The organism is Paenibacillus sp. NEAU-GSW1 (assembly GCF_009737085.1).
Taxonomy (GTDB): domain Bacteria; phylum Bacillota; class Bacilli; order Paenibacillales; family Paenibacillaceae; genus Pristimantibacillus.
The window spans coordinates 101,841-124,367 of record NZ_WOVL01000012.1; the positions used below are offsets into that span (position 1 = coordinate 101,841).

Below are 22,527 nucleotides of genomic sequence, written 5' to 3' on the forward strand. Positions count from 1 at the left end.
TTAGCGCGTGAGATCAACCTGTTCAAAGTGCTCCACCACGGGGAACGGGTCGTAGAAATGGTGCAGCAGCTTTCGCCATTCTTGATATTCCGGCGATTGGCGAAAGCCGGTCATATGGTCGTCGAGCGTTTCCCAGCGGACGAGCAGCAAATACTTGCCCTCCGTCTCCATGCAGCGCTGCAGCTCGTGGCTGATATATCCCTTCATCGAGGAGATGATGCCGGAGGCTATGCGAAAAGCTTCCTCATACTCGGCTTCCATCCCCGGTTTTACTTGCAGCATGACCGCTTCCAAAAGCATAGTTTCTTCCTCCTTTTTCGATTAACTTCGGTCTCTAATCGTATATCGCTCCCGTAAAGTGCAAATCATCTCGCGGATTTGCTCCTCCGAGGGCATATCGAGCGCGGCGGCTGCGCGCCGCATGCCCTCTTCGGTTTGGCCGGCGCGGATGACGCGCTTCACCGCATCGGCGAATGCGATCGCCGCTGCGTCTCCTGCCGCGCCGCCGCCCAATCCGGCCAGCTCTTCGAGGCTGGCCGTGCTTGTGTCCGTAACCGCCGGATAATCGGCGGCGGTTACGGACAAAGCCCCAGCAGCCGCCCGCTCATAAAAGGAGCGGACGAGCTGCGCCCGCTCGCGGCCGGAACCTGCCGCGATGACGAACGCCTGCACGATGTACGCGTGCGTCTGCCGGCGCTGCGCAATGCCGCAAAACTTCAAGCCGCCGATGCTTAGGTCGTAGTCGCCGGGGCAATATGCGCCGGCTATTTCTCCTTTGTCGATCTGGCGGCCGGTATCGGCAAGCGCAGCGCGGATGAGCTCGTACATTCGTTCAAAGTCGCTGTGAAAATGAAAGTCGAGCGTATCCGTTTTCGGCAAAATAAGCGACACGTTCACGACGCCAAGATCGAGCGGCACCGCAGCGCCGCCGGAATGCCGAACGGCGGCGGCCCAGCCGTCGGACTCCAGCCATCGCTGGGCTTCTCCGGCTCCGGGAAGACGGCTGTCGCGAAGCCCCATAATGAAGGCGCGCGGATGGCGCCAAATATGGCATATCGCCGGTCCGCCTCGGCCGGTGCTGCGGCACAGCAGCTCGTCCAAAGCGAACGAATAGAGCGGATCCATGTTCTTATGCATGGACGCCACGTCGCCCATCCGATCTAATACGAGCAGCTCTCTAGCTCCTTCTTCCTTCGTCATCGCTATCGTACCTTTCTTTCCGCTTACTCATGTGGCTCCATCATACCATTATTTTTGCCGGCGCCGCTAATGATTTGGCATTTGACCGGTAGCGCGAGACTTGATTCCGAATATACTAAATTGTAATAGATTGATAGCAAATGAACGCCAAGGAAGTGATAGTAATGGGAATGAATCATCTGTATGCTACCCATCCGCCGCGTTTTTTGAACGGAAATACGTACATCGGTCCCTATACTTATGGCGAACCGCTTGTGCTCGCCTATGGCGTGAGCAATATTGTTGTAATCGGCAAGTTTTGCTCAATTGCAAACGGGGTCACCATTATGCTGGGAGGAAATCACCGGTATGACTGGGGAACCACCTATCCGTTCAGCGCGTTTATGCCCGAGTACAGCTATATCGCGAACGTATCGCGATCGAACGGCAATGTGATCATCGGTAATGACGTGTGGCTCGGCATGGGCGCAACGATTATGTCCGGTGTGACGATCGGAGATGGCGCTTGCATAGCGACGAATGCGCAAGTGACCAAAAATGTGCCGCCATACGCCATCGTAGGCGGGAATCCGGCGAGAGTGATCAAGTATCGTTTTCCGCAGCACATTATTGATCGCATGATGGAGATTAAGTGGTGGGAGTGGGAACCGCAGCAAATTGAGCAGGTCATTCCGCTCTTGATGTCGGAAAATTTCCCTGCCGTCTTCCGGTACGCGAAAATTTTCGGCAAATAGAGGATCTATCCGTCCGTTCTCGGGCGGATTATTTTTTTTTATGTAAAGGGAGTAGAGAGGCTTCCCGTAAAATGATACTGTGAAAGCATCACGATTGCATACGGGAGTGGTTTTAAAAATGACGTTTAAAGAACGGCTGCGCGCCTTAACGGAAGTGGGACTCGTGTCGCTAAAGCTGGGGTTAACGTCCTTTGGCGGGCCGATTGCGCATTTGGGTTATTTTCATAATGAATATATTCGCCGCCGCAAATGGCTGGACGAGCAGAGCTATTCCGACTTGATGGCGCTATGTCAGTTTCTGCCCGGTCCTGCGAGCAGCCAGGTTGGCATCGGCATCGGGATTATTCGGGCGGGTTGGCTCGGCGGCCTGATGGCGTGGATCGGATTTACGCTGCCATCCGTCGTTGCGCTGACGCTATTCGCGTTGCTGCTGCAAGGCTTTGATGTGAGCAGCTCGGGTTGGATTCACGGGCTCAAAATAACTGCGGTCGCAATCGTAGCGCAAGCTGTGCTTGGAATGGGACAAAAGCTCGCTTCGGACAAGATTCGAGCGACAATTGCCATCCTGGCTGCGGCCGTGAGCCTGCTATGGCAGACTGCTGTCAGCCAGATTGCGCTGCTTGCCGCTGCCGGACTGGCTGGCTATTGGCTGTACCGCAAGGCGGCCGTACATGCTGCGCCGCCGTTAGCGGTGCCGATTAGCCGCCGATGGGGCGCGGCATGCCTCGCGCTGTTTGCCGCGCTGCTGCTTGCGCTGCCGCTGCTCCGCGCTTTCTTTGACGCGAACGGAGACAGCGGATTGTGGCTGCCGATGTTCGACAGCTTTTACCGCGCGGGTTCGCTAGTGTTCGGCGGAGGCCATGTTGTACTGCCGCTGCTGGAGCGGGAGACCGTGCCTGCAGGCTGGATCGGCGAGCAGCAGTTTTTGACCGGTTACGGCGCTGCGCAGGCGGTACCTGGTCCGCTTTTCACATTTGCAGCTTATTTGGGTGCGATGGCAGGCGGCATTCCAGGAGCGGTTATTGCCACGCTGGCGATTTTTCTGCCTGCTTTTCTGCTCGTCGCCGGGGCTTTGCCGTTCTGGAGCTCCTTGCGGAACAGTCCGTCGGCCCAAGGGGGGTTAGCTGGCGTGAATGCCGCCGTTGTGGGCATCCTGCTGGCTGCGCTCTACAATCCGTTATGGACGACGGCCATTATGGAACCTGCTGATCTGGCGCTCGCACTCGTCCTGTTTCTGATGCTTGTATTTTGGAAAATGCCGCCTTGGGCTGTTGTGCTCGCGGGCATGCTGGGCGGAACGCTGCTCGCACTCGTTTAGGCGGAATGACTCGAGGCTGCCGGTTTGGCAGCTCCGGAGGAAGCCTCCTAGTCCCGAACTAATTCGTGCTTGCCGCTGCCGCTCCTTGCTGCAGCGGCAATTTGATTTCTACGGTTGTTCCGACGCCAAGCTCGCTGCTGAAGCTTAGGCTGCCTTTATGATTGTCGATAATTTGCTGGCTGACCATAAGCCCCAGGCCGGTGCCTTCATCTTTGCGGGTGAAGAACGGTTCGCATAGACGGGCCATATCCTGCTCGGGGATGCCGCTGCCCTGATCCGCAATCCGAATGAGGATGCTGTCCTCCGAATGGCAGATCAATTCGACGGTCAGATCGCCGCCGTCCTTCATTGCCTCGATGCCGTTCTTCATGACGTTGACGAACACTTGCTTTAATTGATTCGGCTCGGCTTTCAACAGCGGAACGTTATCGTCAAAGCGGGTGATAATGCGAATGTTATAGAAATTTGCTTCCGAATCGAGCAGCATAACGATGTCATTCAACGTCTCGCGAATATCAGTCAGCTGGTAGCGGCTCGCTTGCGGCTTCGCAAAAACGAGAAGCTCGCTGACAATAAAGTTGATGCGGTCAAGCTCGGACAGCATGATATCGAAATAGGCAGGAGCGAGCTTGCCGTCTCTCTTGAGCAATTGGACAAAGCCGCGGAGCGTCGTGAGCGGATTGCGAACCTCATGCGCTACGCCGGCGGCGAGCTGGCCGACGACGGACAGCTTCTCTGAGCGGCGCAATACTTCCTCGGTATGCTTCCGCGCCGTAATGTTCCGCGTAATGGAAGCAACAGCTACAATCGCCTCTTGTTCATCGCGAATAGAAGATACCGTAATACTGACGTCGATCGGGTTGCCGTCTTTGTCATATCGGACGGTTTCATGGTCGGCAATCGAGCCGCCTTCCTTGACAATTGCCAGCAGCTGCCGCTGCTCCTCGATATATTCATCCGGAACATTCGAAATCCGCTTGCCGAGAACTTCCGTTTCGCTCCAGCCGTAAAGCGCCTCGAACGCCTTGTTGACTTGAATGACACTGCCGCTTAGATCAGATACGTGAATCGCATCCGAGGTATGATTGACGAACGATTCCAAATACTGCTTCGTATGCCTCAGTTCCTCGGCGGCGTCCTTGAGCTGCGAGGTGTAGGCTTGCAAGTTATGGCTCATCATGTTGACCCTCGATGCCAGCAAGCCCAGCTCGTCGCTGCTTTCTACCGCCAGCTGAACGCCGAAATGGCCTTTGGAAATATCGCTGACCTTCATTACAATTTGATTCAGCGAGCGGGTAATGAGCCTTGCGAGAATAAAGCTGGCTGCGACAGTAATCAGGATGAGTCCGAGCGAGATCATGGCTTGGACGGTCAATTGGCGGAACAATGTCTTCTGAATAACGCCATGATCAAAGTTGACGCTGATGACGTACGTTTTTTGCCCGGTAATCGGGATAAAGCTTTTTAACACATGGCGCCCGTTAATAATTAGCTTGGTCGTGATGACTTTGCCGCTTTGCGCGGCAAGCCGGATGTTGTCGCTGTCGGCTTGGTCCATATAGGTGTAATCGCCAAAAATGACGCTGCGCACATCCAAATTGCGGATCGGCATCCCTTTTTTCATTTTAATGATCGGTTCCTTGCCGACAAAATCAGGATCGAAGCCTGTCACCTCCAGAATGGAAGGGTTGTCTTTAAGCACTTGAGCTGAGATCGCCTCGCTGCCGTTCAATTGCTCAAACTTTAGAAATACGTCGGCATGAATATACGGATTGATCATGTAATTGGTCGTTCCGTCGTAATAGTTGCCCCACTTATTAATTTCGGAAGGGTTGGAGGATGAGAAGTTGATCGGACCCGACCAGAAGTGTTCGAGCTTTTGCCCCTGCGGGACGGTTACCGGCTTTAAGTCAAACAGCTGATTGAATGCCGTATACCAGTAATCCCACGTTTTTGAGCTCATATTGATTTCATTGGGATCGGATGATTTCTGCACGATAATGTCGTTGTCTGTCCGTTTCCATAGCGTTATATGGTCAACGTCGAGCTCTTCGCTCAACTGAACGAGCTCTTCGTTGCTGACTTTGTCGATGTCGGGGTTGAGCTGCTGCTGAGCGGCAATCGCTGCCGTCCGAAGCTTCTCGCCTAGCGCATCCTCTATCATCTTGCGGGATTTTTGAGAGGCTTCCAGCGTTTGGCCGATTTGCTTGGCGATGACGAGCATCTGCTGCTCGGCGTTCGTTTGCAGCTCCGATTTCGAGGAGAGGTAGTAGATTGATATATTCAACAGCAAAATAACGGTAACCGTTAGCGAAATAAACCAGGCGATTTTAGATTTGATCGACAATGATGTGCCCTCCTGCGGGATTCTAGATGCATATTTATTCATTTGACATGCATAGTGTAAAATCCTTGTTAAAGCGGCGAGGGAATTAGCGGGCGGTTGAGGAAGAGCGTTCGAACCTTTAGTAAACGTAAAAAAGAGTGAGCAACGGATGAATCTTCCCGTCATTGCTCACTCTTTGTTATTTAATCCTCTTTACGGCTTCGGACGATAAGGAGTAACGCACCGCCTGCGACGAATACGATAGCGAGGAACGGACGCATCGCGGATACTTCATTCAAGAACGCGCCGATCGAGAAGACGGCGAAAAATAAAAGCGACAGGACAGTGAGGATGTTGATCGGAATAAGCAGCCATTTGTTGCGGGAGCCGAACCAGTAGAGCTCAAATAGGCCAATTGCGGGTGCGAGAATGAAGCCCGGCCACATATACTCCCAGTTGTTGAACAGCATGGCGATCTGGCATACGATACCTGCAGTAAACAGAACGCCGCCGGGCACAAGCATGCCGACGCCTCTGCGGCCGGTCATTGCGAAGTACATCCAATGAAAAAATAATCCTAGCGGAATGACGAACAAGCTGGGCCAGAAGTAGGCGAAAATATCGCCTGTGCCAAAGCTGGAGCCTTCGTTTAGAAATAAGTAGGCGCCGAATAAAATAAAAACGGGGCCGAGAATTGCCTTTTTGCTCATGAGTTTATCTCCTTTGTTCACAACGTAATCGCCGAGTGATTTGTAAGTTGTTTACAGCATACCATAGCAGGTTCCTCGCTGTCCTCGTCCTTTGGGTAACGGGTGAACTGGACTTAAGTCCAGCTTTTTGATAGGCACTGAATCATAGAAATCCGACTGCTCCCACAACCGGCTAAAATCAATCAAAACTTCTTAGATTACGACATTTTACACCTCTTGTGATCTACTATGAAAGCGCTACAATTAGAAGTAACAAGGACCTAGGAGGTGATAACGATGAGCCATGAAGAAGAAGTAGTACAAGCTGCTGAAGAGGCAGTAGAAGCAGCAGCCGAAGAGGTTGCCGCTGTGGAAGAAGCTGCAGAGGAAGCTGCGGAAGAAGAATCCGCAGAAGAAGCAGCAGAGGAAGAAGAGGAAGCGGCTGAGGCCGAAGCATCTGAGGGAGAAGCGGAATAATGATTGCGGTCATTTTAAATAATTATAATAACCATCCCCTTCGACCTGAAGGGGATTTATTTATATAAAGGGCGATTAGGAATATGTTATCGTAACTGCCGTCATAGGCAAATGTTAGGTTGGTTACATTGATTAATGACATAGGTCATGCACCTCCTTGGACAAAATAAAAAGAGCTGCAAGAAAGATACCTTTCTCGCAGCTCCAAAAGAATACAGCAAACCTACCCCTGGCGGAGGGGTGGATTAGGGTATATTTTGAGAGTGAAAAGAATAAGGTAACCTTCTTGCTGGCCAAAGAATAAAACACAAATAAACGGCTTTATTCTTTAAACGGGGCAGCAAGAAATTTTACATTATTCTCTTCATCTCCAATCGTTAAATGTTAGCGACAGTTTATCGCAACCGTAAGGCGGGTTGCAAGCGGGCTCGTCGCTGATGTATGCTTTTTAGTACACGAACATGAGGAGTAAAGAAGGAGATACAGATGATAACGATCAAGACACCGGCTGAAATTAGCCGTATGCAAGAAGCGGGCAAATTGCTTGCGGAAATTCATCGTCAAATCGCCGGGCTGATTGCGCCAGGCATTACGACGCACGAAATCGACCAGTTTGCTGAAAAGTTCATGAAGCAGCACGGCGCAACGCCGGAGCAAAAAGGGTATAAAGGGTACCCGTACGCAACATGCGCATCGGTTAACGACGTCATCTGCCACGGCTTCCCGAAAAAAGAGAAGCTCAAGGAAGGCGACATCGTTACGATTGATATGGTCGTCAATTTGAATGGCTGGCTCGCGGACTCCGCGTGGTCTTATGCAGTAGGCCAAGTTTCCGAGGAAGCGGATAAGCTGTTGCGCGTAACGAAGGAATCGCTCTACAAAGGGATCGAGCAAGCGGTTGCGGGCAACCGAATCGGCGATGTGTCCCATGCGATTCAAGCATACGCCGAGGCGGAAGGCTTCTCGGTCGTGCGCGACTTCATCGGCCACGGCATCGGCCAAGTGATGCACGAGGACCCGCAGGTGCCGCATTACGGGCCGCCAAACAAAGGGCCTCGTATTAAAGAGGGCATGGTGTTCACCATCGAGCCGATGCTGAACGTCGGCACCTATTTGACGAAAATCGATGCGGACGGCTGGACCGCTCGCACGAGAGACGGCAAGCTGTCGGCGCAGTACGAGCATACGCTGGCGATTACAGCGGACGGACCGCTCATTTTGACCGCCCAATAATCATGAAAATAAGCTGTTGGATGCAGGGGGCGACCCTTAACGTCCAACAGCTTTTTCGTTGCTAAACATTCACCTTATAGTTTAATTGCAGCTCGTCTGCGGGCAAGCCTCGAATTCCCCAATTTTGTTTCGGCGTTTCAAATATCGTGATCTCGAGGTCATTCGGCGCAATGCCGACTATCTCGTCGATTCGCATAAATAGTATAAAATTTTCCAAATCTTCTGTCATCTTCCGGCGTAACTTCGCTCCGGTGCTAAAGGGAGACGTCGAAATCGTTAACGTGAACGCAATGTCCGGAAATTTCAATGATGTTGCCGTTCGTAACGGTGACATGAACGCGGCCGTCCCTTCCGATCTCCTGTCCCTGCTCGACGATCAGCGAAAGCTGATAATCGGTGCGCTGGTAAATGTACCTGTTGTAATAAGCGCCCATCACCCCTGAAGCCGTGCCGGTAACAGGATCTTCCGTCGTGCCGGAGAATGGCGATGAGAAGTGCCGGGCATGCATGTGAGCTGAGGGATCATAGGTTTCTAGACAAAATGGATGGACGGAAGCTCGCGGCATCTCCTCCAGCACGTCCGGAAAACGCTGGCTGGCAGGCTTCATTCGGTTAAATGCTTCGAGCCTTTTGATCGGAACGAGCAGCGTCCACGTGCCCGTGCTTCCATACAGGGTCGGCAGCTGATCATCGATGTCATGCTCTTCAAGTCCGATGCTTTCCGCCAGCTCGCGGAGCGAGCCGTTAAAGGGGCGGAACTCGGGAGCGGCTTGCCGCATGGTAATGAAAAATACGCCGTCGGCTTTATCGATTCGTATCGGCAAAACGCCGGCTTTCGTTTCGATGGTGATGTCTGTTTTGTCGTCCAATAGCCCTTTCGTTGCCAATGCATATACGGTTGCAACAGTGGCATGGCCGCATAGATTGATTTCATGTCCGGGCGTGAAAAAACGAATGCGCAGATCGGCTTTATCGGACGGAAGAGGGAAAGCTGTTTCGTTAAACCCTACTTTATTGGCGATATCGAGCATTTGCTCCTCAGACAATTGTGCTCCATTGAACACGACCCCAGCCGGGTTCCCTTTATGGGGAACAGGGCTGAAGGAGTCATAATGATAGACCTTAACGGATTCCATAATCAAGCCTCCATTTGTTGTTGTTCAGCGCCGCAGCGACATCATGTTGCCTGACGAGTAGCGCCGCAGTCCGCGGTAGAAAAGCAGCGTTCCGCCGGCGGCGAGCAGAAGCGCAACGGCAAGCGCGCCAGCCAGAAAAGGCAGCTCGATCTCGCGCAGCAAGCCGATCGGCAAATAGCTGATGAAGCCTGCGGGAATGACGGAGAACAAGACGAGCTTGCCCCAGCTTTTGAATATGCTCGTCGGATAAGTCGTAAATGCCAGAAGGGCGTTGAACAGCTGAAAGCTGAGACCCTCCGTATTGCCGAGCCAGAACGCCAGGCAGTTGACGATAACGGTGAAGAAAATAAAGATGACGGCGGCGATCGTTAACGCCAGCGCAAACTTGATGATGCCGAGCGCCGATTTGTCACCGAATATGGCAAAGATGAGCAGTGCGAACAGCACGTCGCCGATCGCGCTGACCGACATTCGGCTAATAAGCACATGAAGCAGCACCGGCTTCGGCTGGGCTAAATAGATGTCAAGCTGGCCCGTCGCGATAATATTGGCGATACGCGCGGCGTTGCCGAAAAAGGCGGCCATTAAGCCGAAGCCGCCTGCCGACACGGCCCACATCATCATAACGTCGTGCAGCTCCCAGCCGTTCAGCACTTGAAACCGATTGAAGTACAGTCCCCAGAAAAGAATCCAGACGATGTTGTTGACGATCATCATCCCTGCCGTAAGCAGAAAACTTAGCCTGAATTCCATCGCACCGGCGAGGTTCAGCGTCCAGCTTCGCAGAATGAATACAAGCTGCCGCCGCAGCTTGCCTGGCTGCTCGTGCTCGCTGATGGTATGCCGAGCTGCGGTTGGTTGCGTCCTAGCCTCCGTTGACATTGAGTTTTGTCACTCCTTTCCGGTAAATCCACGCCACGACCGCGCCGATGACGATGATCCATAGCGTCTGCACAGCAAACATTGCTGCGAGCTGGGAGGCGTCAAACGCAACAGCGATTTTGGCCGGAATATACAGAATCGCTTGAAATGGCAGCCAATGGGCGACGGCTTGGAGCGCCTGCGGAAAAAGCTCCAGCGGCATCAGCATGCCGCCGATCGTAAACAAGATTTTGTTGTAAACGAATTCGATGCCCTTCGTTTCTTCTACCCAGAACGCGCAGAGGGCGAGCATCATATTCATCAGGAAATTGACCGTAAAGCCGAATAAGGCGGCGAGCGGCAGCCACAGGTAGCCGAAGCTTAAATCCGGAGGGCCGAGCATAAGCAGTCCGAGCAGGCCGCCGAGCACGATATTAACACTGAAACGGACGACGGTCTCGCCCATATATTCAACATAATGAAACGCGATGAAGTGGATGGGACGAACGAGGCGGTAGCCGACGTCGCCGTTCTTCACTTCTTCCTCGATCTTGGAGCAAAGGCTGGGGCATGCAAGGGTCATCGATTCGGTGATGACCAGATACCACATGATTTGTTTCAGATTGTATCCGGAAATGAATGAACCGCTGCCCTCCCCATGGAATGTCGCCTGCCATAGCTGCAAAAAAATATAAAGGATAAGGAACAGAAACAAGGAGCGGATAAGGAAGTCAACGATGTAGGCCAATTGGTTTCGGAGCGTTATTTTGCCAATGAATGCGTATTTCGCGCTTTTGCGGAGGGCTGTTCCAGCCATTACGAGAGCGCCTCCTCTCCGAAATCACTGTACATGCGCGTAATGATTTCCTCCATCGGCGGATCCTCGACAGTGACGTCTACGATTCGCCAATTGGCCATTACGGTTGTCAGCGCCGCTTCGATGGTTGTGAGCGAAGTGTCTACGGATAGCGTAACCCGCGCGCCGCTGCGTTCCACGATTTCCGCTCCGGGAACGATCATGCTGCCGGGATCGTTAGCAAGAACGAGCTTGATCGTTTTGTGCGTCATATACCGCTGCTTCATCAGTTCGACCCGGTCGTTGAAAACGATACGGCCATAGTTGATGACGATCGCGCGCTCGCACAGCTGCTCGATATCTCCTGCATCGTGGGAGGTAAGGAATACGGTCGTTCCCTCTTGCTCGTTCAGTTCGCGGATCAGCTGGCGGATGCGCTGCTTAACGACGACGTCGAGACCGATTGTCGGTTCGTCCAGGAACAGCACCTGCGGACGATGGAGAAGAGATGCGGCGATTTCGCAGCGCATTCGTTCGCCGAGAGACAGCTTTCGTACCGGCGTTTGCATGTACGGCTCCAGCTCAAACCGCTCGATCAGCGCATCGCGCCGCTGTAAGTAGTCGCTGCGGCGCAGCTCGTAAATACGGCTCATCAGCTCGAACGTATCCATCGGCGGAAGGTGGTACCACAGCTGCGATTTTTGCCCGAATACAGAGCCGATCCGGTATGACAGCTTCGTTCGCTCCGTCCAGGGACAGCAGCCGAGCACTTCGGCGGAGCCGGTGGACGGGTGAAGGATGCCGGTGAGCATTTTGATCGTCGTCGATTTGCCGGCGCCGTTCGGACCGAGAAAAGCGACGGTCTCGCCTTGTTTAGCCGAGAACGTGATGCCGTCGACGGCGGTCTTGTCTTCGTAAATTGGCTTGAACAGCGATTTGACGCTGCCGGCAAAGCCTTCCTGTTTCTTTTTCATGCGGAAAGCCTTGCCTAACTGCTCCACTTGAATGGTTGCCATGGTGATTCCCCTTTTATTTATTTTTGTTGGTGCACAATATGGCGTAGGAGCAAACGGAGAGAATAGATGAGCTGGAGGAGCGTTAGCGTTTACCTTTGTTTTCAGATTTTAACTATAAGGAATCCAATTAGAAAATCTGAAAACAACAGTAACCGGAAGTCCATCTATTTTCGCAGTTGCGGTTAGCCCTCTGTACAAGCACAAAAAAGCCTTCGGACAGTCTCGCCCTATACGGGCGGAACTTTCCGAAGGCCTTTTATTCCTTACGGTGTGGCTTTGGCGTATTGCCGTCGCTGGCATCGCTTGGTTCGCCTCCCTTGCAGGATCGGATCCCTAGATACCCTTCCATGATTTTAGACATACTAACATGGAAGGTGATTCCATGCAATGATTATTTTGCTAGGGAAGGAACAGCGGGAAGTAATGTTCAGATTGATGTCGAAAACAGCAGAAATGAAGGGGATGATGACTGTCGATTAACCTCACATAATGGGGAATAATTTTACAAAAATATTGCGTGACAATTGCGGATATTTGACCTAAACTTAAAAAAATGATGCCATAATTCCCATATTATTCACACATCTATGTCATCGAGTCTAATAATTCGGTTGAAATTAGAAGAGGGATGTGAGATTCGTGAGAGGTAATCAAAAAATGTGGAGAAGCGCGTTATCGGTCGCGGTAACGGCGGGGCTAGTGGCGTTGCCGTTCTCGGCGATCGCCGCTGCGACGGGGAGCGGGACGAAAGTTCAGCTTCGAATTATGGAAACGACGGATTTGCATGTGAACATGGTGAACTATGATTATTTTGCGGACAAGCCGACGGATGAGTATGGCTTCGCGAAGACGGCGACGCTGATCAAGCAGGCGCGTCAGGAAGCGCCGAACAGTCTTCTTTTTGACAATGGCGATCTCATTCAAGGCAATCCGCTCGGCGACTATGTGGCTACGGTCGATCCGCTGAAGAAGGGCGAGACGCATCCGGTGTACAAAGCGCTCAATCTGCTTGATTATGACGCGGGCAATATCGGCAACCATGAGTTCAACTACGGCTTGGAATTCCTGGATAATTCGCTGGCTGGCGCCAATTTTCCTTACGTCAACGCCAACGTCTATATTGACGACGGGGACAAGGACGAGTCGAACGACAAAAATGCGTTCACGCCGTATCTCATCCTTGATAAGGAAGTGAAGGACGAGAGCGGCGCGACGCACAAGTTGAAGGTCGGCGTAATCGGATTCGTGCCTCCGCAAATTATGCAATGGGACAAGGCGAAGCTTGAAGGCAAAGTTATAGCCAAGGATATCGTGAAGACGGCTGAAAAGTTCATTCCGGAAATGAAGTCGAAGGGCGCCGATATCGTTGTGGCGATTCCCCATTCGGGCTTTGAGGATATTCCGCAGGCGGACAACCTGGAAAATTCCGTGCTGTACTTAAGTAAAGTAAAGGATATCAATGCCATTTTGTTTGGGCACGCGCACAAAGTGTTTCCGGACAAATCGTTTGAAGGCAAATCGGGTGTTGATCTGGCTAAAGGAACGATCAACGGGGTGCCTGCCGTAGAGCCCGGTTTCTGGGGCAACAATCTCGGCATTGTCGACTTGACGCTGGAGCAGACGGCTGACGGCAAATGGACGGTTGTCGATTCGGCCACATCCGTGAAGCCGATATTCGATACGGTGAACAAGAAGCCGCTTGTCGATGCGGATCAAGGCGTATTGGACGCGGTGAAGGAGGATCACGAGCATACGCTGGATTACGTGCGCGGTCCGGTCGGCAAGACGACAGCGCCGATCAACAGTTGGTTTGCGCTCGTTCAGGATGACCCTTCAATCCAGATCGTTACTAACGCGCAGAAATGGTATGTTGAGCAGCATTTGAAAGGCACCGAGTACGAAGCGATTCCGGTGTTGTCGGCGGGAGCGCCGTTTAAAGCGGGCGGCAGACAAGGTCCGAACTACTATACCAATATTCCTGCGGGCGACATCGCAATCAAGAACGTTGCGGATTTGTACTTGTACTCCAACACGGTCAATGCGGTGCTCATAACGGGGGCGGAACTGAAAGAATGGCTGGAGTGGTCCGCAGGCCAGTTCAATCAGATCGATCCTTCCTCGACGGCGAAGCAAGAGCTCATTAACTACGACTTCCCGACCTACAACTTCGATGTGATCGACGGCGTCACGTATCAGATCGACGTTTCCAAACCGGCTAAATACGATGCCAAAGGCGTAATCGTTAACCCGGCTTCTAGCCGTATTGTCGATCTGAAATTCGAAGGCAAGGCGATTGACCCGGCGAAAAAGTTCGTTGTTGCGTCGAACAACTACCGCGCTTCATCCAGCAAGCTGGCCAATCCAGACGGCAAGCGGATCATTTTGGCTTCACCGGATGAGAACCGGCAGGTCGTTATCGACTATATCCGCTCGTTCAAGACGATTAACCCGACAGCGGACGGCAACTGGGCGCTTGCGCCGTTGAATGACAAGGTGAGCGTATCGTTCAAAACGTCGCCGGATGCGAAGGCGTTGGACGAATCGCTTGATTGGGTGTCCTATATCGGGGATACGTCGGACGGCTATGCCGAATTTAAGCTGAGCCTAGCGGCTCCGGCAGTGACGGAACCGAAACCGGAGCCAAAACCGGAACCAAAACCGGAACCGAAACCGGAACCGAAGCCGCAGCCTGCTGCGGACATTATCTACATCGTGCAAAAGGGCGATACGCTTTCGCATATTGCGAAGCGCTACGGCACGACATGGCAAAAGCTTGCCGAGTACAACAAGCTTAAAAATCCGAACTTAATCTATGTCGGCCAAAAAATCCGCATTCCAGCGAAGTAAGGCGATATTGGTGAAGTTGGGGAGGGTGCGGCTGCGGTAGAGCAGAAGTTGGACTGTAAGGCCATATTCGGCCTTACAGTCTTTTGTTATGTGCGGGAGCGAAGAATAAGGCCAAAAACGGCCTTATATGGGCGGGGGGAGAGCATCAAACGAGCGGATTGGCGGGATTTAAGGCCAAATACGGCCTTAAAGTGATTGGATTTGTGCGAAGGTGCGGCAATAAGGCCGAAAACGGCCTTATGCGTTCAATTGAGCAGCGAGTTGACGGAAACTGTACTGTTTATGATCTCGATGCGTCTGCTGGCACAATTAACGAACCCCGTTCGCTGTTTAGAGAAAGCAACTTCGTTATTTGATGATTGCGCCGCACGACATTGTCGCTAACGAACCCCGTTCGCTGATTAGAGAAAGTAACTTCTCTGTTTAATGATCACAACGCACGACGTTGTCGATAACGAACCCCATTCGCTGATTAGGGAAAGTAACTTCTCTGTTTAATGATCACAACGCACGACGTTGTCGCTAACGAACCTCATTCGCTGATTAGGGAAAGTAACTTCGCTAAATGATGATCGCGCCGCACGACATTGTCGCTAACGAACCTCATTCGCTGATTAAAGAAAGTAACTTCGCTAAATGATGATCACGCCGCACGACGTTGTCGATAACGAACCCCATTCGCTGATTAGGGAAAGTAACTTCGCTAAATGAGTTGGATTAGTTGGTGTGATGCGGCACAGCGAATTGAATTTCGCTATTTGCGAAGATTAGTTCGCGATTTGCGAAATTCGGTTCGTTGCGGAGGAGTAGAGGCCATTCGGGCGCGTGATTAGCGAAGTTTGGTTCGTTAAACAGCGAATCGGCTTCGCAGTCGAGTATGGTTCAAGCTGGAAAGTAACTGTGTCGCTGCGAGCGCCCATATAACGAACCCCATTCGCTGTTTAGAGAAAGCAACTTCGCTAAATGATGATCGCGCCGCACGACATTGTCGCTAACGAACCTCATTCGCTGATTAGGGAAAGTAACTTCGCTAAATGAGTTGGATTAGTTGGTGTGATGCGGCACAGCGAATTGAATTTCGTTATTTGCGAAGATTAGTTCGCGATTTGCGAAATTCGGTTCGTTGCGGAGGAGTAGAGGTCATTCGGGCGCATGATTAGCGAAGTTTGGTTCGTTAAACAGCGAATCGGCTTCGCAGTCGAGCTTGGTTGAAGTAGAAAAGTAACTGTGTCGCTGCGAGCGCCCATATAACGAACCCCATTCGCTGATTAAGGAAAGTGACTTCGCTATTTTGATGATCGCGCCGCACGACATTGTCGCTAACGAACCCCATTCGCTGATTAAAGAAAGTAACTTCGCTAAATGAGCTGGATTAGTTGGTGTGATGCGGCACAGCGAATTGAATTTCGTTATTTGCGAAGATTAGTTCGCGATTTGCGAAATTCGGTTCGTTGCGGAGGAGTAGAGGTCATTCGGGCGCATGATTAGCGAAGTTTGGTTCGTTAAACAGCGAATCGGCTTCGCAGTCGAGCTTGGTTAAAGTAGAAAAGTAACTGTGTCGCTGCGAGCGCCCATATAACGAACCCCATTCGCTGATTAGAGAAAGTAACTTCGCTAAATGATGATCGCGCCGCACGACATTGTCGCTAACGAACCTCATTCGCTGATTAAAGAAAGTAACTTCGCTAAATGATGATCACGCCGCACGACGTTGTCGATAACGAACCCCATTCGCTGATTAAAGAAAGTAACTTCGCTAAATGAGCTGGATTAGTTGGTGTGATGCGGCACAGCGAATTGAATTTCGTTATTTGCGAAGATTAGTTCGCGATTTGCGAAATTCGGTTCGTTGCGGAGGAGTAAAGGCCATTCGGGCGCATGATTAGCGAAGTTTGGTGCGTTAAACAGCGAATCGGCTTCGCGGAAGCCTTTTTCTGGGCACCGCTACCCTTATGCAATTTTAAAAGACGCCGCAGGACCGAGGGGCTGAGCCCTGGAATCCTGCGGCGCCTTTTATTAAGTGAGTCGATAGAGAGCGAACGGTTCGCCGTTGCGGAATGGACGGCTCAATTGGTCCAGCTCGGCAAGCGTGTCCGCAGAGAGCTCAACGGCAACGCTCTGCATGTTGCTTTCAAGCTGCTCGGCGCTTGTTGCGCCTACAATGGTGGTTGCGACAGCCGGCTGCTGCATGAGCCAAGCGAGCGACAATACGCTCGCTGTGCAGTCCAGTTGCTGCGCTAAGGCGGCAACGCTTCGTCCGAGCGCAAGATTGTGCTCGCCGAAGAAGCGGGTGAAGTTCGGGTTCGTCAACGCCCGCGAGCCTTCCGGCGCTGTGCCGTCGATGCCGTATTTGCCGGTCAGTATGCCGCCTGCCAAAGGGAAGTACGGGATGATGCCGACGCCTTGGTCGAGGCACAGCGGCACAAGCTCGCGCTCCGGTGTCCGATCAGCAAGCGAATAGCTTGTCTGCGTCGACACGTAGCGGTTTAAGTCCAGCCGGTCGCTGATGCCGAGTGCCTTCATTAGCTCCCATGCGGCATAGTTGGATGCGCCGATATAGCGTACCTTGCCGGCGCGAACGAAATCCTCGAGGGCACGAAGCGTTTCCTCGAGCGGCGTGTCGGGGTCGAAGGTATGGATTTGATAGAGATCGACATAGTCGGTTTTCAGCCGTTTCAGGCTGCCCTCCAGCTCTTGCTGGATGTGAAAACGGGACGAGCCTCTCGAGTTTGGCCCCTCGCCGCGCGACAGGCCGGCCTTTGTAGCGAGAACGAATTCGCTGCGCCGCCCGGAAAGCGCCGCGCCGATGATCGTTTCGGATGCTGTGCTGGAGTATATGTTGGCTGTATCAATGAAGTTGATCCCGCGGTCAAGCGCTAAATCGAGAATACGCTTGGATTCAGCTTTGTCAGCGCGGGTGCCGAACGAATTGGTGCCGAGGCCGAGAGCGGACACGCGAAGGCCGCTGTTGCCGAGACGGTTATAACGCATGAGGGAAACACTCCTTTTTCGAAAAAAGTTTTGTTAGAATAAAAGCAAGTATATTAACGGCATTTCTGTAAGTATACCAAATGCGAACCGTCCAACAACAGGTAGTCATAGCGAGTGCTTAAGGAGGAACATGCAGTGAAAAGAGTCATTATGCGAGCACAGCTCCTTGAAGGTCTGGAGTCGGAGGGAGTTTCCGCGTTAAATGATGGGGAACGCGCTTTGCCGTACATTCGCAGCGGACGATGGATGACAGCCGCCGTATTTAAGTGGGAACGGAATCTGTTTCTGTATGTCGAATGCATCGACGAGTCCGAGGAAGGGGCAGTGAATCCTGAAAGCCTGTTCCCGGAGCTTCATTCTCATCTGGCCGATTGGCCGGGACATCAGACGCCGCGCAAGTGGGTTCCGATGATTGATGTTTTTCATTTCAACGCTCCGGCGAACGCCGAGCACTGGCGGCGGAAGGAGAAGGTTGAGCGGCGGGTGGGGCGCGTTGCGCATTTAAAGCCTGAAATGATGTCCAGCTATATTTATTATCACTATCAGCTGCAAGAGGAGCATGCCTTCTTCGGGCCAAAATACGAAATAATCGCCATGAGCGAAAATTTGCTGTTCGGCTATCAGGAGTTTCCAGCTGTCGTCGAAGAGCCCGTATTGCCGCGAAAGCTAGCGACATCGGGCACTCCGGCGAATTGGGGCGATTCGCGAATGGATTTGCATTTTCAGCCGTGGGAGGACGGGCATCTATATTTCAAGCCGGTTGAAACAGTCTTTGCGTATTACGATGAGTAGCTGCTGCTAAGACTGCTGTTGATTTCCGATTTCGACGGCCAGTTGTCTCCTGAGCTCCTCAGTGATCGGAGTAAGCGGCAAACGGATGAAGTCGCTTGCGATTACGCCTTGTTCGGCGAGCAGCCACTTGATCGGCGCCGGATTCGGCTCTTGGAACAGGAGGCGGATGAGCGGCAGCAGCCTTCCGAAAGCCTCGCGGGCATCTGGGAGGTTTCCGGCTTGAAACCGATCATACACCTCGAGAAAAGCATCCGTTCGCACGTTGGCCGAAGCCAGCATGCCGCCCTGCGCCCCGCAGCAGAGCATCGCGAAGAAGCTCTCGTCTTCACCGCACAGCACCGGCTTTGCTGTATGCCGGGCAAGGCGATTCATTAGTTCGACGCCGCCCGAGCTGTCCTTCATGCCGATAACGCCATCCAGCTCGAGGACGGAAAGAGCCGTCTCCGCTGTCATGCGAACCCCGGTGCGAGAAGGGATTTCATAGGCGATAACGGGCGTTCCGGTCTCGGCCGCGAGCCGATAATGCTCGACAATGCCGGCTTGCGAGGGACGGCTGTAATAGGGAGTGACGACTAGGGCGGCATCCGCCCCAAGCTCGCCGGCCAATTGCGTCCGGATGACGGTGGACGCCGTGTCGTTCGTGCCGGTTCCGAGCACGATCGGCACATGCCGCCGCTCGGACCGAACTCGCAGGGCTGCGCTCATCAATGCGCTCATTTCCTCAAGGGAGACGGTTGGCGATTCTCCTGTCGTCCCGTTAATAACAAGGCCGTGAACGCCGCGATTGAGCATTTCGTCGACATAGCGCTCGAAAGCTTCCAGATCTAAACCGCCGGCAGGCAGAAATGGCGTAACAATAGGGACGTAAATGCCGCTTAATTGCCGTTCGTTCCAAATAGACATGTAATCCAGCTCCTTTTTTCGGCGATGGCGGATATGGCGCAGTGCGATAAGGATTCGCCTCTTGGTAGCTCTACTTTAGCATGTTTGATTTATTGCAGTTATCGATACATTTCGATTGATGTCATCAATAATATTGATAATATAGGAGGCGTAATCGATGGATCTGGTCTATTTGCATACCTTTCGCGAGGTGGCGCGAAGGAGAAGCATAACGCGGGCTGCAGATGCGCTGGGCTATGCGCAATCGAGCGTGACGACGCAAATTCAGAAGCTGGAAAAAGAGTACGGCGTTCCCTTGCTCGAACGCTATGGCCGCCATATGCGCCTTACGCCGCCTGGCGAAGCGCTGCTCAAGCTGGCTTCTCAAATGCTTGAGCTGTACGATCAATCCCGCGAGATTGTTGCGGGATACGCGGGCGGAACGCTCGTTATCGGGGCGATCGACTCGCTCGCCGCCTACTTTTTGCCGCCTTATTTGCAAAGGCTGCGCGGGTTGTTTCCAGAGCTGAACATTCAGCTGCATCCGGAGAGCGAATCGGTGCTGTTAAGCAAAGTGAAGGACGGAGAATACGATATCGGCTTGCTGCTCGATGTTAAGCTCGCCGACAGCTCGCTTCGATGCGAGCTGGTGCGCGAGGAGCCGCTCGTGCTCGTCGCGCCGCCAAGCCATCCGCTTGCCGGGCTGCCGGAGGTCGGGCTAGAAGAGTTGAACGGCGCAGAGCTGATTATTTCCGAGGAAAGCTGTATCTACCGGGGGATGTTCGATAAAGTGCTGCAACAGGGCGAGGTGGCGTATACCGGCTTGTTCGAGCTCGGCAACCCCGAGGCTATTAAGCAATGCGTAATTAACGGCCTCGGCATCGCCTTGCTGCCGCAGATGGTCGTTGCCGGAGAGCTCAATGACGGCAAGCTGACGGAGCTGCCTTTTTCGCATCCGGACATTCGCTTCCATTTGCAGTACGCGGTTCATCCGAAGAAATGGATGTCGCAGCCGCTGCAAGCTTTTATCGATATGCTGAATGAATAAGTACGCATGCTGTGAGACCGCTGCGCTACTCCGGATGATTGACTGTGTCGGCCCCAACTTCATAAGGGGATGTGACGCCTTCGTACATGAGATGCATGGACATCCCGGTTGCTGCATGGGTAAGGTTATGGCAGTGATCCATCCACAGGCCGGGATTGTCGGCGACGAAGGCGATCTCGTATACATCTCCCGGCAGAACATCAAGCGTGTCCGACCACCAAGGGCTGCCGGTTGACGGTTCGCCGTTGCGGGAAAGGACGAGCGCATGATGGCCGTGCAGGTGCATCGGATGCTCAACCATGCCGCGATTGATGATCGTCGTTTTGACGAGCTCGCCCTCGCGGACCATAAACATCGGCGTATTCGGGAACAGCTCGCCGTTCAGCGTATATCGAAGACCGAATTGGCCGTTATAGAAGCCCAGCGAATTGTCGAGGATGAGCTTGAATTCCCGGTCGAAGGCGCTGTTGGCATTAAACGCGGTCTCTGCGGGTTTGCCGTAGTGAAGCGGGTCGAACGAAGCGCCTTCGCCCTTTACAATTGGCAGTTCGCCATTCCCGTCGCTGCTCATGAGAATGCCGAGCTTTCCTCCGGCGGCGCCTGGGCCGACGGCCAAATATACCGGAGTTTCCGGCATAACGAACGTCACGTCGAATCGTCCGCCGGTTGTTATCGTTAGGCTGACATCGCGCAAATCGCCAGGCTCGTTCAATGCAGTGCCGTCGATGGCGGACACTTGGAAATCGGCCCCGATCAGCCGATACGTCTGCCGCACCCAATCGTCGGTGTTGATAAGCCGCAGACGAACGGGCGTACCTGGAGCGATTGTCATCCGCTCGATGCCGTCGTTTCTGCCGATTGCCATACCTGCGTTATCCCATATATGCGTCATAACGGCGACGTCCTTCGTTCCTTCAGGCAATCCTTCCGCGGGCTCGACGACCAGCGGGCCGAACAGTCCTTTTTGCACCGCTTCCTTCGATTCCTGATGCGAATGGTACCAGAAGGAGCCGGTCTGTTCGGCGATGAAGCGGTACGTATGGCTTTCGCCCGGCATGACTGCGTTTTGTGTCGCGCCGGCCACGCCGTCCTCGGCATTCGGCACATCCAGGCCATGCCAATGAATGGTGACGCCGCTGTCGATGTTTTTGTTAATAAGCGTAACTTCGACAAGCTGGCCTTGCCGCATGCGCAGCTCCGGGCCAGGCGACTGTCCGTTGTAGGTCCAGGCCTCGACTGTCTTGCCCGAGCTGAGCTGGATCGTTTTTTTCTCTGCAGTCAAAGTATAGGTCACATCGGCCTTTCCCTCTCTAGGTCCGCTTAACTGATCAACCGAGACCGGTGCGGCTGCCGCGCCGGAGGATGCCGTTTGCACGGCTGTTTCGCCATGCGGATGGCTGTGTGAAACCATAGAACTTCCTTTGCCGTAATCCATAGTGCCTTCCGCCATCGAAATCTTATCCGCTAGCAAACTGTTTTTCATTGCCATATTGAATGGGAGGAAAGCTATAGCGATGGCAGCAACGAGAATGCCTAGACGGTTGAACAGGCGGCGCCAAGGACGGTTGGGCAGTTCTTCTCCAGTCAGGCTAACTCGAGAGCTGCGGTTTAAGTGAACCGTCCATAGAGCGAGAACCGCGATCGCGAGAACGATTAGCGGAATTGCTGTATCGAGCATGGAGAACGGGTGCCTAGATGTCCAGAATAGATAAAATCCAGTCAGCGGGCCTAGAGCGCTGAATTGAAACGGTACGATGAGAGCCGGTTGAGCGGCGCGGCTGCGAAGCCGAACGTCGAGCGGCTTTTGCAGCTTTCGGTTCGTAGCGATGCGAATGCGCCGCAGACGCGGGTGCGCCGCCATCCACAACAGCAACAGTTGTATAGCTGCAATAAGCAGTATTGTCAGCCGATCGGCCCACAGGGCAGCAGTGCCGCTTGCCGTCAAAAGCAGGACAGAGCCAATCACCGCAGCGGCCGGCACAGACAAAATAACCGTCCAACGTAAAAGCTGACGAGCTTTTCGGTTCAGACTTTCCTCGGTTTTGCTGTAAACTATTGCCGAGGCTTTATTCCCGGCTATCCAACCGAGTATAATAGATACTAACAAACTGGCTAATAAGATCGAAATTGCTGTCGTATACAAAGGTAATCCTCCCTGATGCGCGTTAGTTCATAGCTTTA

General features: G+C 53.0%; 18 protein-coding genes and 1 pseudogene. 7 read left to right on the forward strand and 12 right to left on the reverse strand.

What is annotated here, in order from left to right; genetic code table 11:
* A complete protein-coding gene (locus GOM71_RS11475; RefSeq protein ID WP_156281138.1) occupies nt 1-300 on the reverse strand; it encodes an antibiotic biosynthesis monooxygenase family protein in 300 nt (99 codons plus the stop codon).
* Between the two features lie 21 nt (nt 301-321).
* A complete protein-coding gene (locus GOM71_RS11480; protein ID WP_156281140.1) occupies nt 322-1,200 on the reverse strand; it encodes a lipoate--protein ligase family protein in 879 nt (292 codons plus the stop codon).
* 164 nt (nt 1,201-1,364) lie between these two features.
* On the opposite strand from GOM71_RS11480, the gene GOM71_RS24710 reads away from it, so the two are divergent.
* Together GOM71_RS24710 and chrA are read left to right on the forward strand one after the other, a co-directional pair.
* A complete protein-coding gene (locus GOM71_RS24710) occupies nt 1,365-1,934 on the forward strand; it encodes a CatB-related O-acetyltransferase (RefSeq protein ID WP_301539625.1) in 570 nt (189 codons plus the stop codon).
* A 118-nt stretch (nt 1,935-2,052) separates the two neighbouring features.
* The gene (chrA, locus tag GOM71_RS11490) at nt 2,053-3,252 is read left to right on the forward strand and encodes a chromate efflux transporter (protein WP_156281144.1); all 1,200 of its coding nucleotides are present in this window, start codon (nt 2,053-2,055) and stop codon (nt 3,250-3,252) included.
* Between the two features lie 58 nt (nt 3,253-3,310).
* Here the strand turns inward: chrA and GOM71_RS11495 are convergent, their stop codons facing one another.
* Together GOM71_RS11495 and GOM71_RS11500 are read right to left on the reverse strand one after the other, a co-directional pair.
* Nucleotides 3,311-5,599: an ATP-binding protein gene (locus tag GOM71_RS11495; RefSeq protein WP_173275511.1), complete on the reverse strand. Its 2,289-nt coding sequence runs from the start codon at nt 5,597-5,599 to the stop codon at nt 3,311-3,313.
* 182 nt (nt 5,600-5,781) lie between these two features.
* Nucleotides 5,782-6,288 carry a hypothetical protein gene (locus GOM71_RS11500; RefSeq protein WP_156281146.1) on the reverse strand — a complete coding sequence of 169 codons (507 nt, stop codon included), beginning with the start codon at nt 6,286-6,288 and terminating at the stop codon, nt 5,782-5,784.
* 276 nt (nt 6,289-6,564) lie between these two features.
* On the opposite strand from GOM71_RS11500, the gene GOM71_RS11505 reads away from it, so the two are divergent.
* Nucleotides 6,565-6,744 (forward strand): hypothetical protein, encoded by a 180-nt coding sequence (locus GOM71_RS11505; protein ID WP_156281148.1) that lies wholly within the window; start codon nt 6,565-6,567, stop codon nt 6,742-6,744.
* Nucleotides 6,745-7,230: 486 nt separating this feature from the next.
* A complete protein-coding gene (gene map, locus GOM71_RS11510; RefSeq protein ID WP_156281149.1) occupies nt 7,231-7,977 on the forward strand; it encodes a type I methionyl aminopeptidase in 747 nt (248 codons plus the stop codon).
* A 61-nt stretch (nt 7,978-8,038) separates the two neighbouring features.
* Here the strand turns inward: map and GOM71_RS11515 are convergent.
* From GOM71_RS11515 to GOM71_RS11535, 5 genes and pseudogenes are all read right to left on the reverse strand, one after another.
* A pseudogene (locus GOM71_RS11515) lies at nt 8,039-8,182 on the reverse strand (tautomerase family protein); the annotation flags it as partial.
* Nucleotides 8,183-8,231: 49 nt separating this feature from the next.
* Entirely contained in the window at nt 8,232-9,113 is an 882-nt protein-coding gene (locus tag GOM71_RS11520; protein ID WP_156281151.1) for a PhzF family phenazine biosynthesis protein, read from the reverse strand.
* A 24-nt stretch (nt 9,114-9,137) separates the two neighbouring features.
* The gene (locus tag GOM71_RS11525) at nt 9,138-9,995 is read right to left on the reverse strand and encodes an ABC transporter permease (RefSeq protein WP_156281153.1); all 858 of its coding nucleotides are present in this window, start codon (nt 9,993-9,995) and stop codon (nt 9,138-9,140) included.
* Entirely contained in the window at nt 9,979-10,791 is an 813-nt protein-coding gene (locus GOM71_RS11530; RefSeq protein WP_156281155.1) for an ABC transporter permease, read from the reverse strand. Before GOM71_RS11530 ends, GOM71_RS11525 begins: the two co-directional genes overlap by 17 nt.
* On the reverse strand, nt 10,791-11,786 hold the full coding sequence (locus GOM71_RS11535; RefSeq protein WP_156281157.1) for an ABC transporter ATP-binding protein: 996 nt from the start codon (nt 11,784-11,786) through the stop codon (nt 10,791-10,793). The genes GOM71_RS11530 and GOM71_RS11535 overlap by 1 nt, the downstream gene beginning before the upstream one ends.
* 657 nt (nt 11,787-12,443) lie before the next feature.
* Here GOM71_RS11535 and GOM71_RS11540 point away from each other — a divergent pair.
* A complete protein-coding gene (locus GOM71_RS11540) occupies nt 12,444-14,633 on the forward strand; it encodes a bifunctional 2',3'-cyclic-nucleotide 2'-phosphodiesterase/3'-nucleotidase (RefSeq protein ID WP_156281255.1) in 2,190 nt (729 codons plus the stop codon).
* A gap of 2,016 nt (nt 14,634-16,649) precedes the next feature.
* Here the strand turns inward: GOM71_RS11540 and GOM71_RS11545 are convergent.
* On the reverse strand, nt 16,650-17,624 hold the full coding sequence (locus GOM71_RS11545) for an aldo/keto reductase (protein WP_156281159.1): 975 nt from the start codon (nt 17,622-17,624) through the stop codon (nt 16,650-16,652).
* A 135-nt stretch (nt 17,625-17,759) separates the two neighbouring features.
* Between GOM71_RS11545 and GOM71_RS11550 the strand changes: the two genes are divergently transcribed.
* Entirely contained in the window at nt 17,760-18,416 is a 657-nt protein-coding gene (locus GOM71_RS11550) for a hypothetical protein (RefSeq protein ID WP_367649559.1), read from the forward strand.
* A 6-nt stretch (nt 18,417-18,422) separates the two neighbouring features.
* Here GOM71_RS11550 and dapA read toward each other — a convergent pair whose 3' ends face one another.
* Entirely contained in the window at nt 18,423-19,313 is an 891-nt protein-coding gene (gene dapA, locus GOM71_RS11555; RefSeq protein WP_367649563.1) for a 4-hydroxy-tetrahydrodipicolinate synthase, read from the reverse strand.
* A 163-nt stretch (nt 19,314-19,476) separates the two neighbouring features.
* Between dapA and GOM71_RS11560 the strand changes: the two genes are divergently transcribed.
* Nucleotides 19,477-20,346 carry a LysR family transcriptional regulator gene (locus tag GOM71_RS11560; RefSeq protein WP_156281163.1) on the forward strand — a complete coding sequence of 290 codons (870 nt, stop codon included), beginning with the start codon at nt 19,477-19,479 and terminating at the stop codon, nt 20,344-20,346.
* A 25-nt stretch (nt 20,347-20,371) separates the two neighbouring features.
* On the opposite strand, the gene GOM71_RS11565 is transcribed toward GOM71_RS11560, so the two are convergent.
* A complete protein-coding gene (locus GOM71_RS11565) occupies nt 20,372-22,489 on the reverse strand; it encodes a multicopper oxidase family protein (protein ID WP_156281165.1) in 2,118 nt (705 codons plus the stop codon).
* Nucleotides 22,490-22,527 lie beyond the last annotated feature (38 nt).

Excerpts from the sequence above, each read along its gene's own strand:
- GOM71_RS11475 (WP_156281138.1), bottom strand. The coding sequence starts at position 300 with ATGCTTTTGGAAGCGGTCATGCTGCAAGTAAAACCGGGGATGGAAGCC.
- GOM71_RS11480 (WP_156281140.1), bottom strand. The coding sequence starts at position 1,200 with ATGACGAAGGAAGAAGGAGCTAGAGAGCTGCTCGTATTAGATCGGATG.
- GOM71_RS24710 (WP_301539625.1), top strand. The coding sequence starts at position 1,365 with ATGGGAATGAATCATCTGTATGCTACCCATCCGCCGCGTTTTTTGAAC.
- chrA (WP_156281144.1), top strand. The coding sequence starts at position 2,053 with ATGACGTTTAAAGAACGGCTGCGCGCCTTAACGGAAGTGGGACTCGTG.
- GOM71_RS11500 (WP_156281146.1), bottom strand. The coding sequence starts at position 6,288 with ATGAGCAAAAAGGCAATTCTCGGCCCCGTTTTTATTTTATTCGGCGCC.
- GOM71_RS11505 (WP_156281148.1), top strand. The coding sequence starts at position 6,565 with ATGAGCCATGAAGAAGAAGTAGTACAAGCTGCTGAAGAGGCAGTAGAA.
- map (WP_156281149.1), top strand. The coding sequence starts at position 7,231 with ATGATAACGATCAAGACACCGGCTGAAATTAGCCGTATGCAAGAAGCG.
- GOM71_RS11520 (WP_156281151.1), bottom strand. The coding sequence starts at position 9,113 with ATGGAATCCGTTAAGGTCTATCATTATGACTCCTTCAGCCCTGTTCCC.
- GOM71_RS11525 (WP_156281153.1), bottom strand. The coding sequence starts at position 9,995 with ATGTCAACGGAGGCTAGGACGCAACCAACCGCAGCTCGGCATACCATC.
- GOM71_RS11530 (WP_156281155.1), bottom strand. The coding sequence starts at position 10,791 with ATGGCTGGAACAGCCCTCCGCAAAAGCGCGAAATACGCATTCATTGGC.
- GOM71_RS11535 (WP_156281157.1), bottom strand. The coding sequence starts at position 11,786 with ATGGCAACCATTCAAGTGGAGCAGTTAGGCAAGGCTTTCCGCATGAAA.
- GOM71_RS11540 (WP_156281255.1), top strand. The coding sequence starts at position 12,444 with ATGTGGAGAAGCGCGTTATCGGTCGCGGTAACGGCGGGGCTAGTGGCG.
- GOM71_RS11545 (WP_156281159.1), bottom strand. The coding sequence starts at position 17,624 with ATGCGTTATAACCGTCTCGGCAACAGCGGCCTTCGCGTGTCCGCTCTC.
- GOM71_RS11560 (WP_156281163.1), top strand. The coding sequence starts at position 19,477 with ATGGATCTGGTCTATTTGCATACCTTTCGCGAGGTGGCGCGAAGGAGA.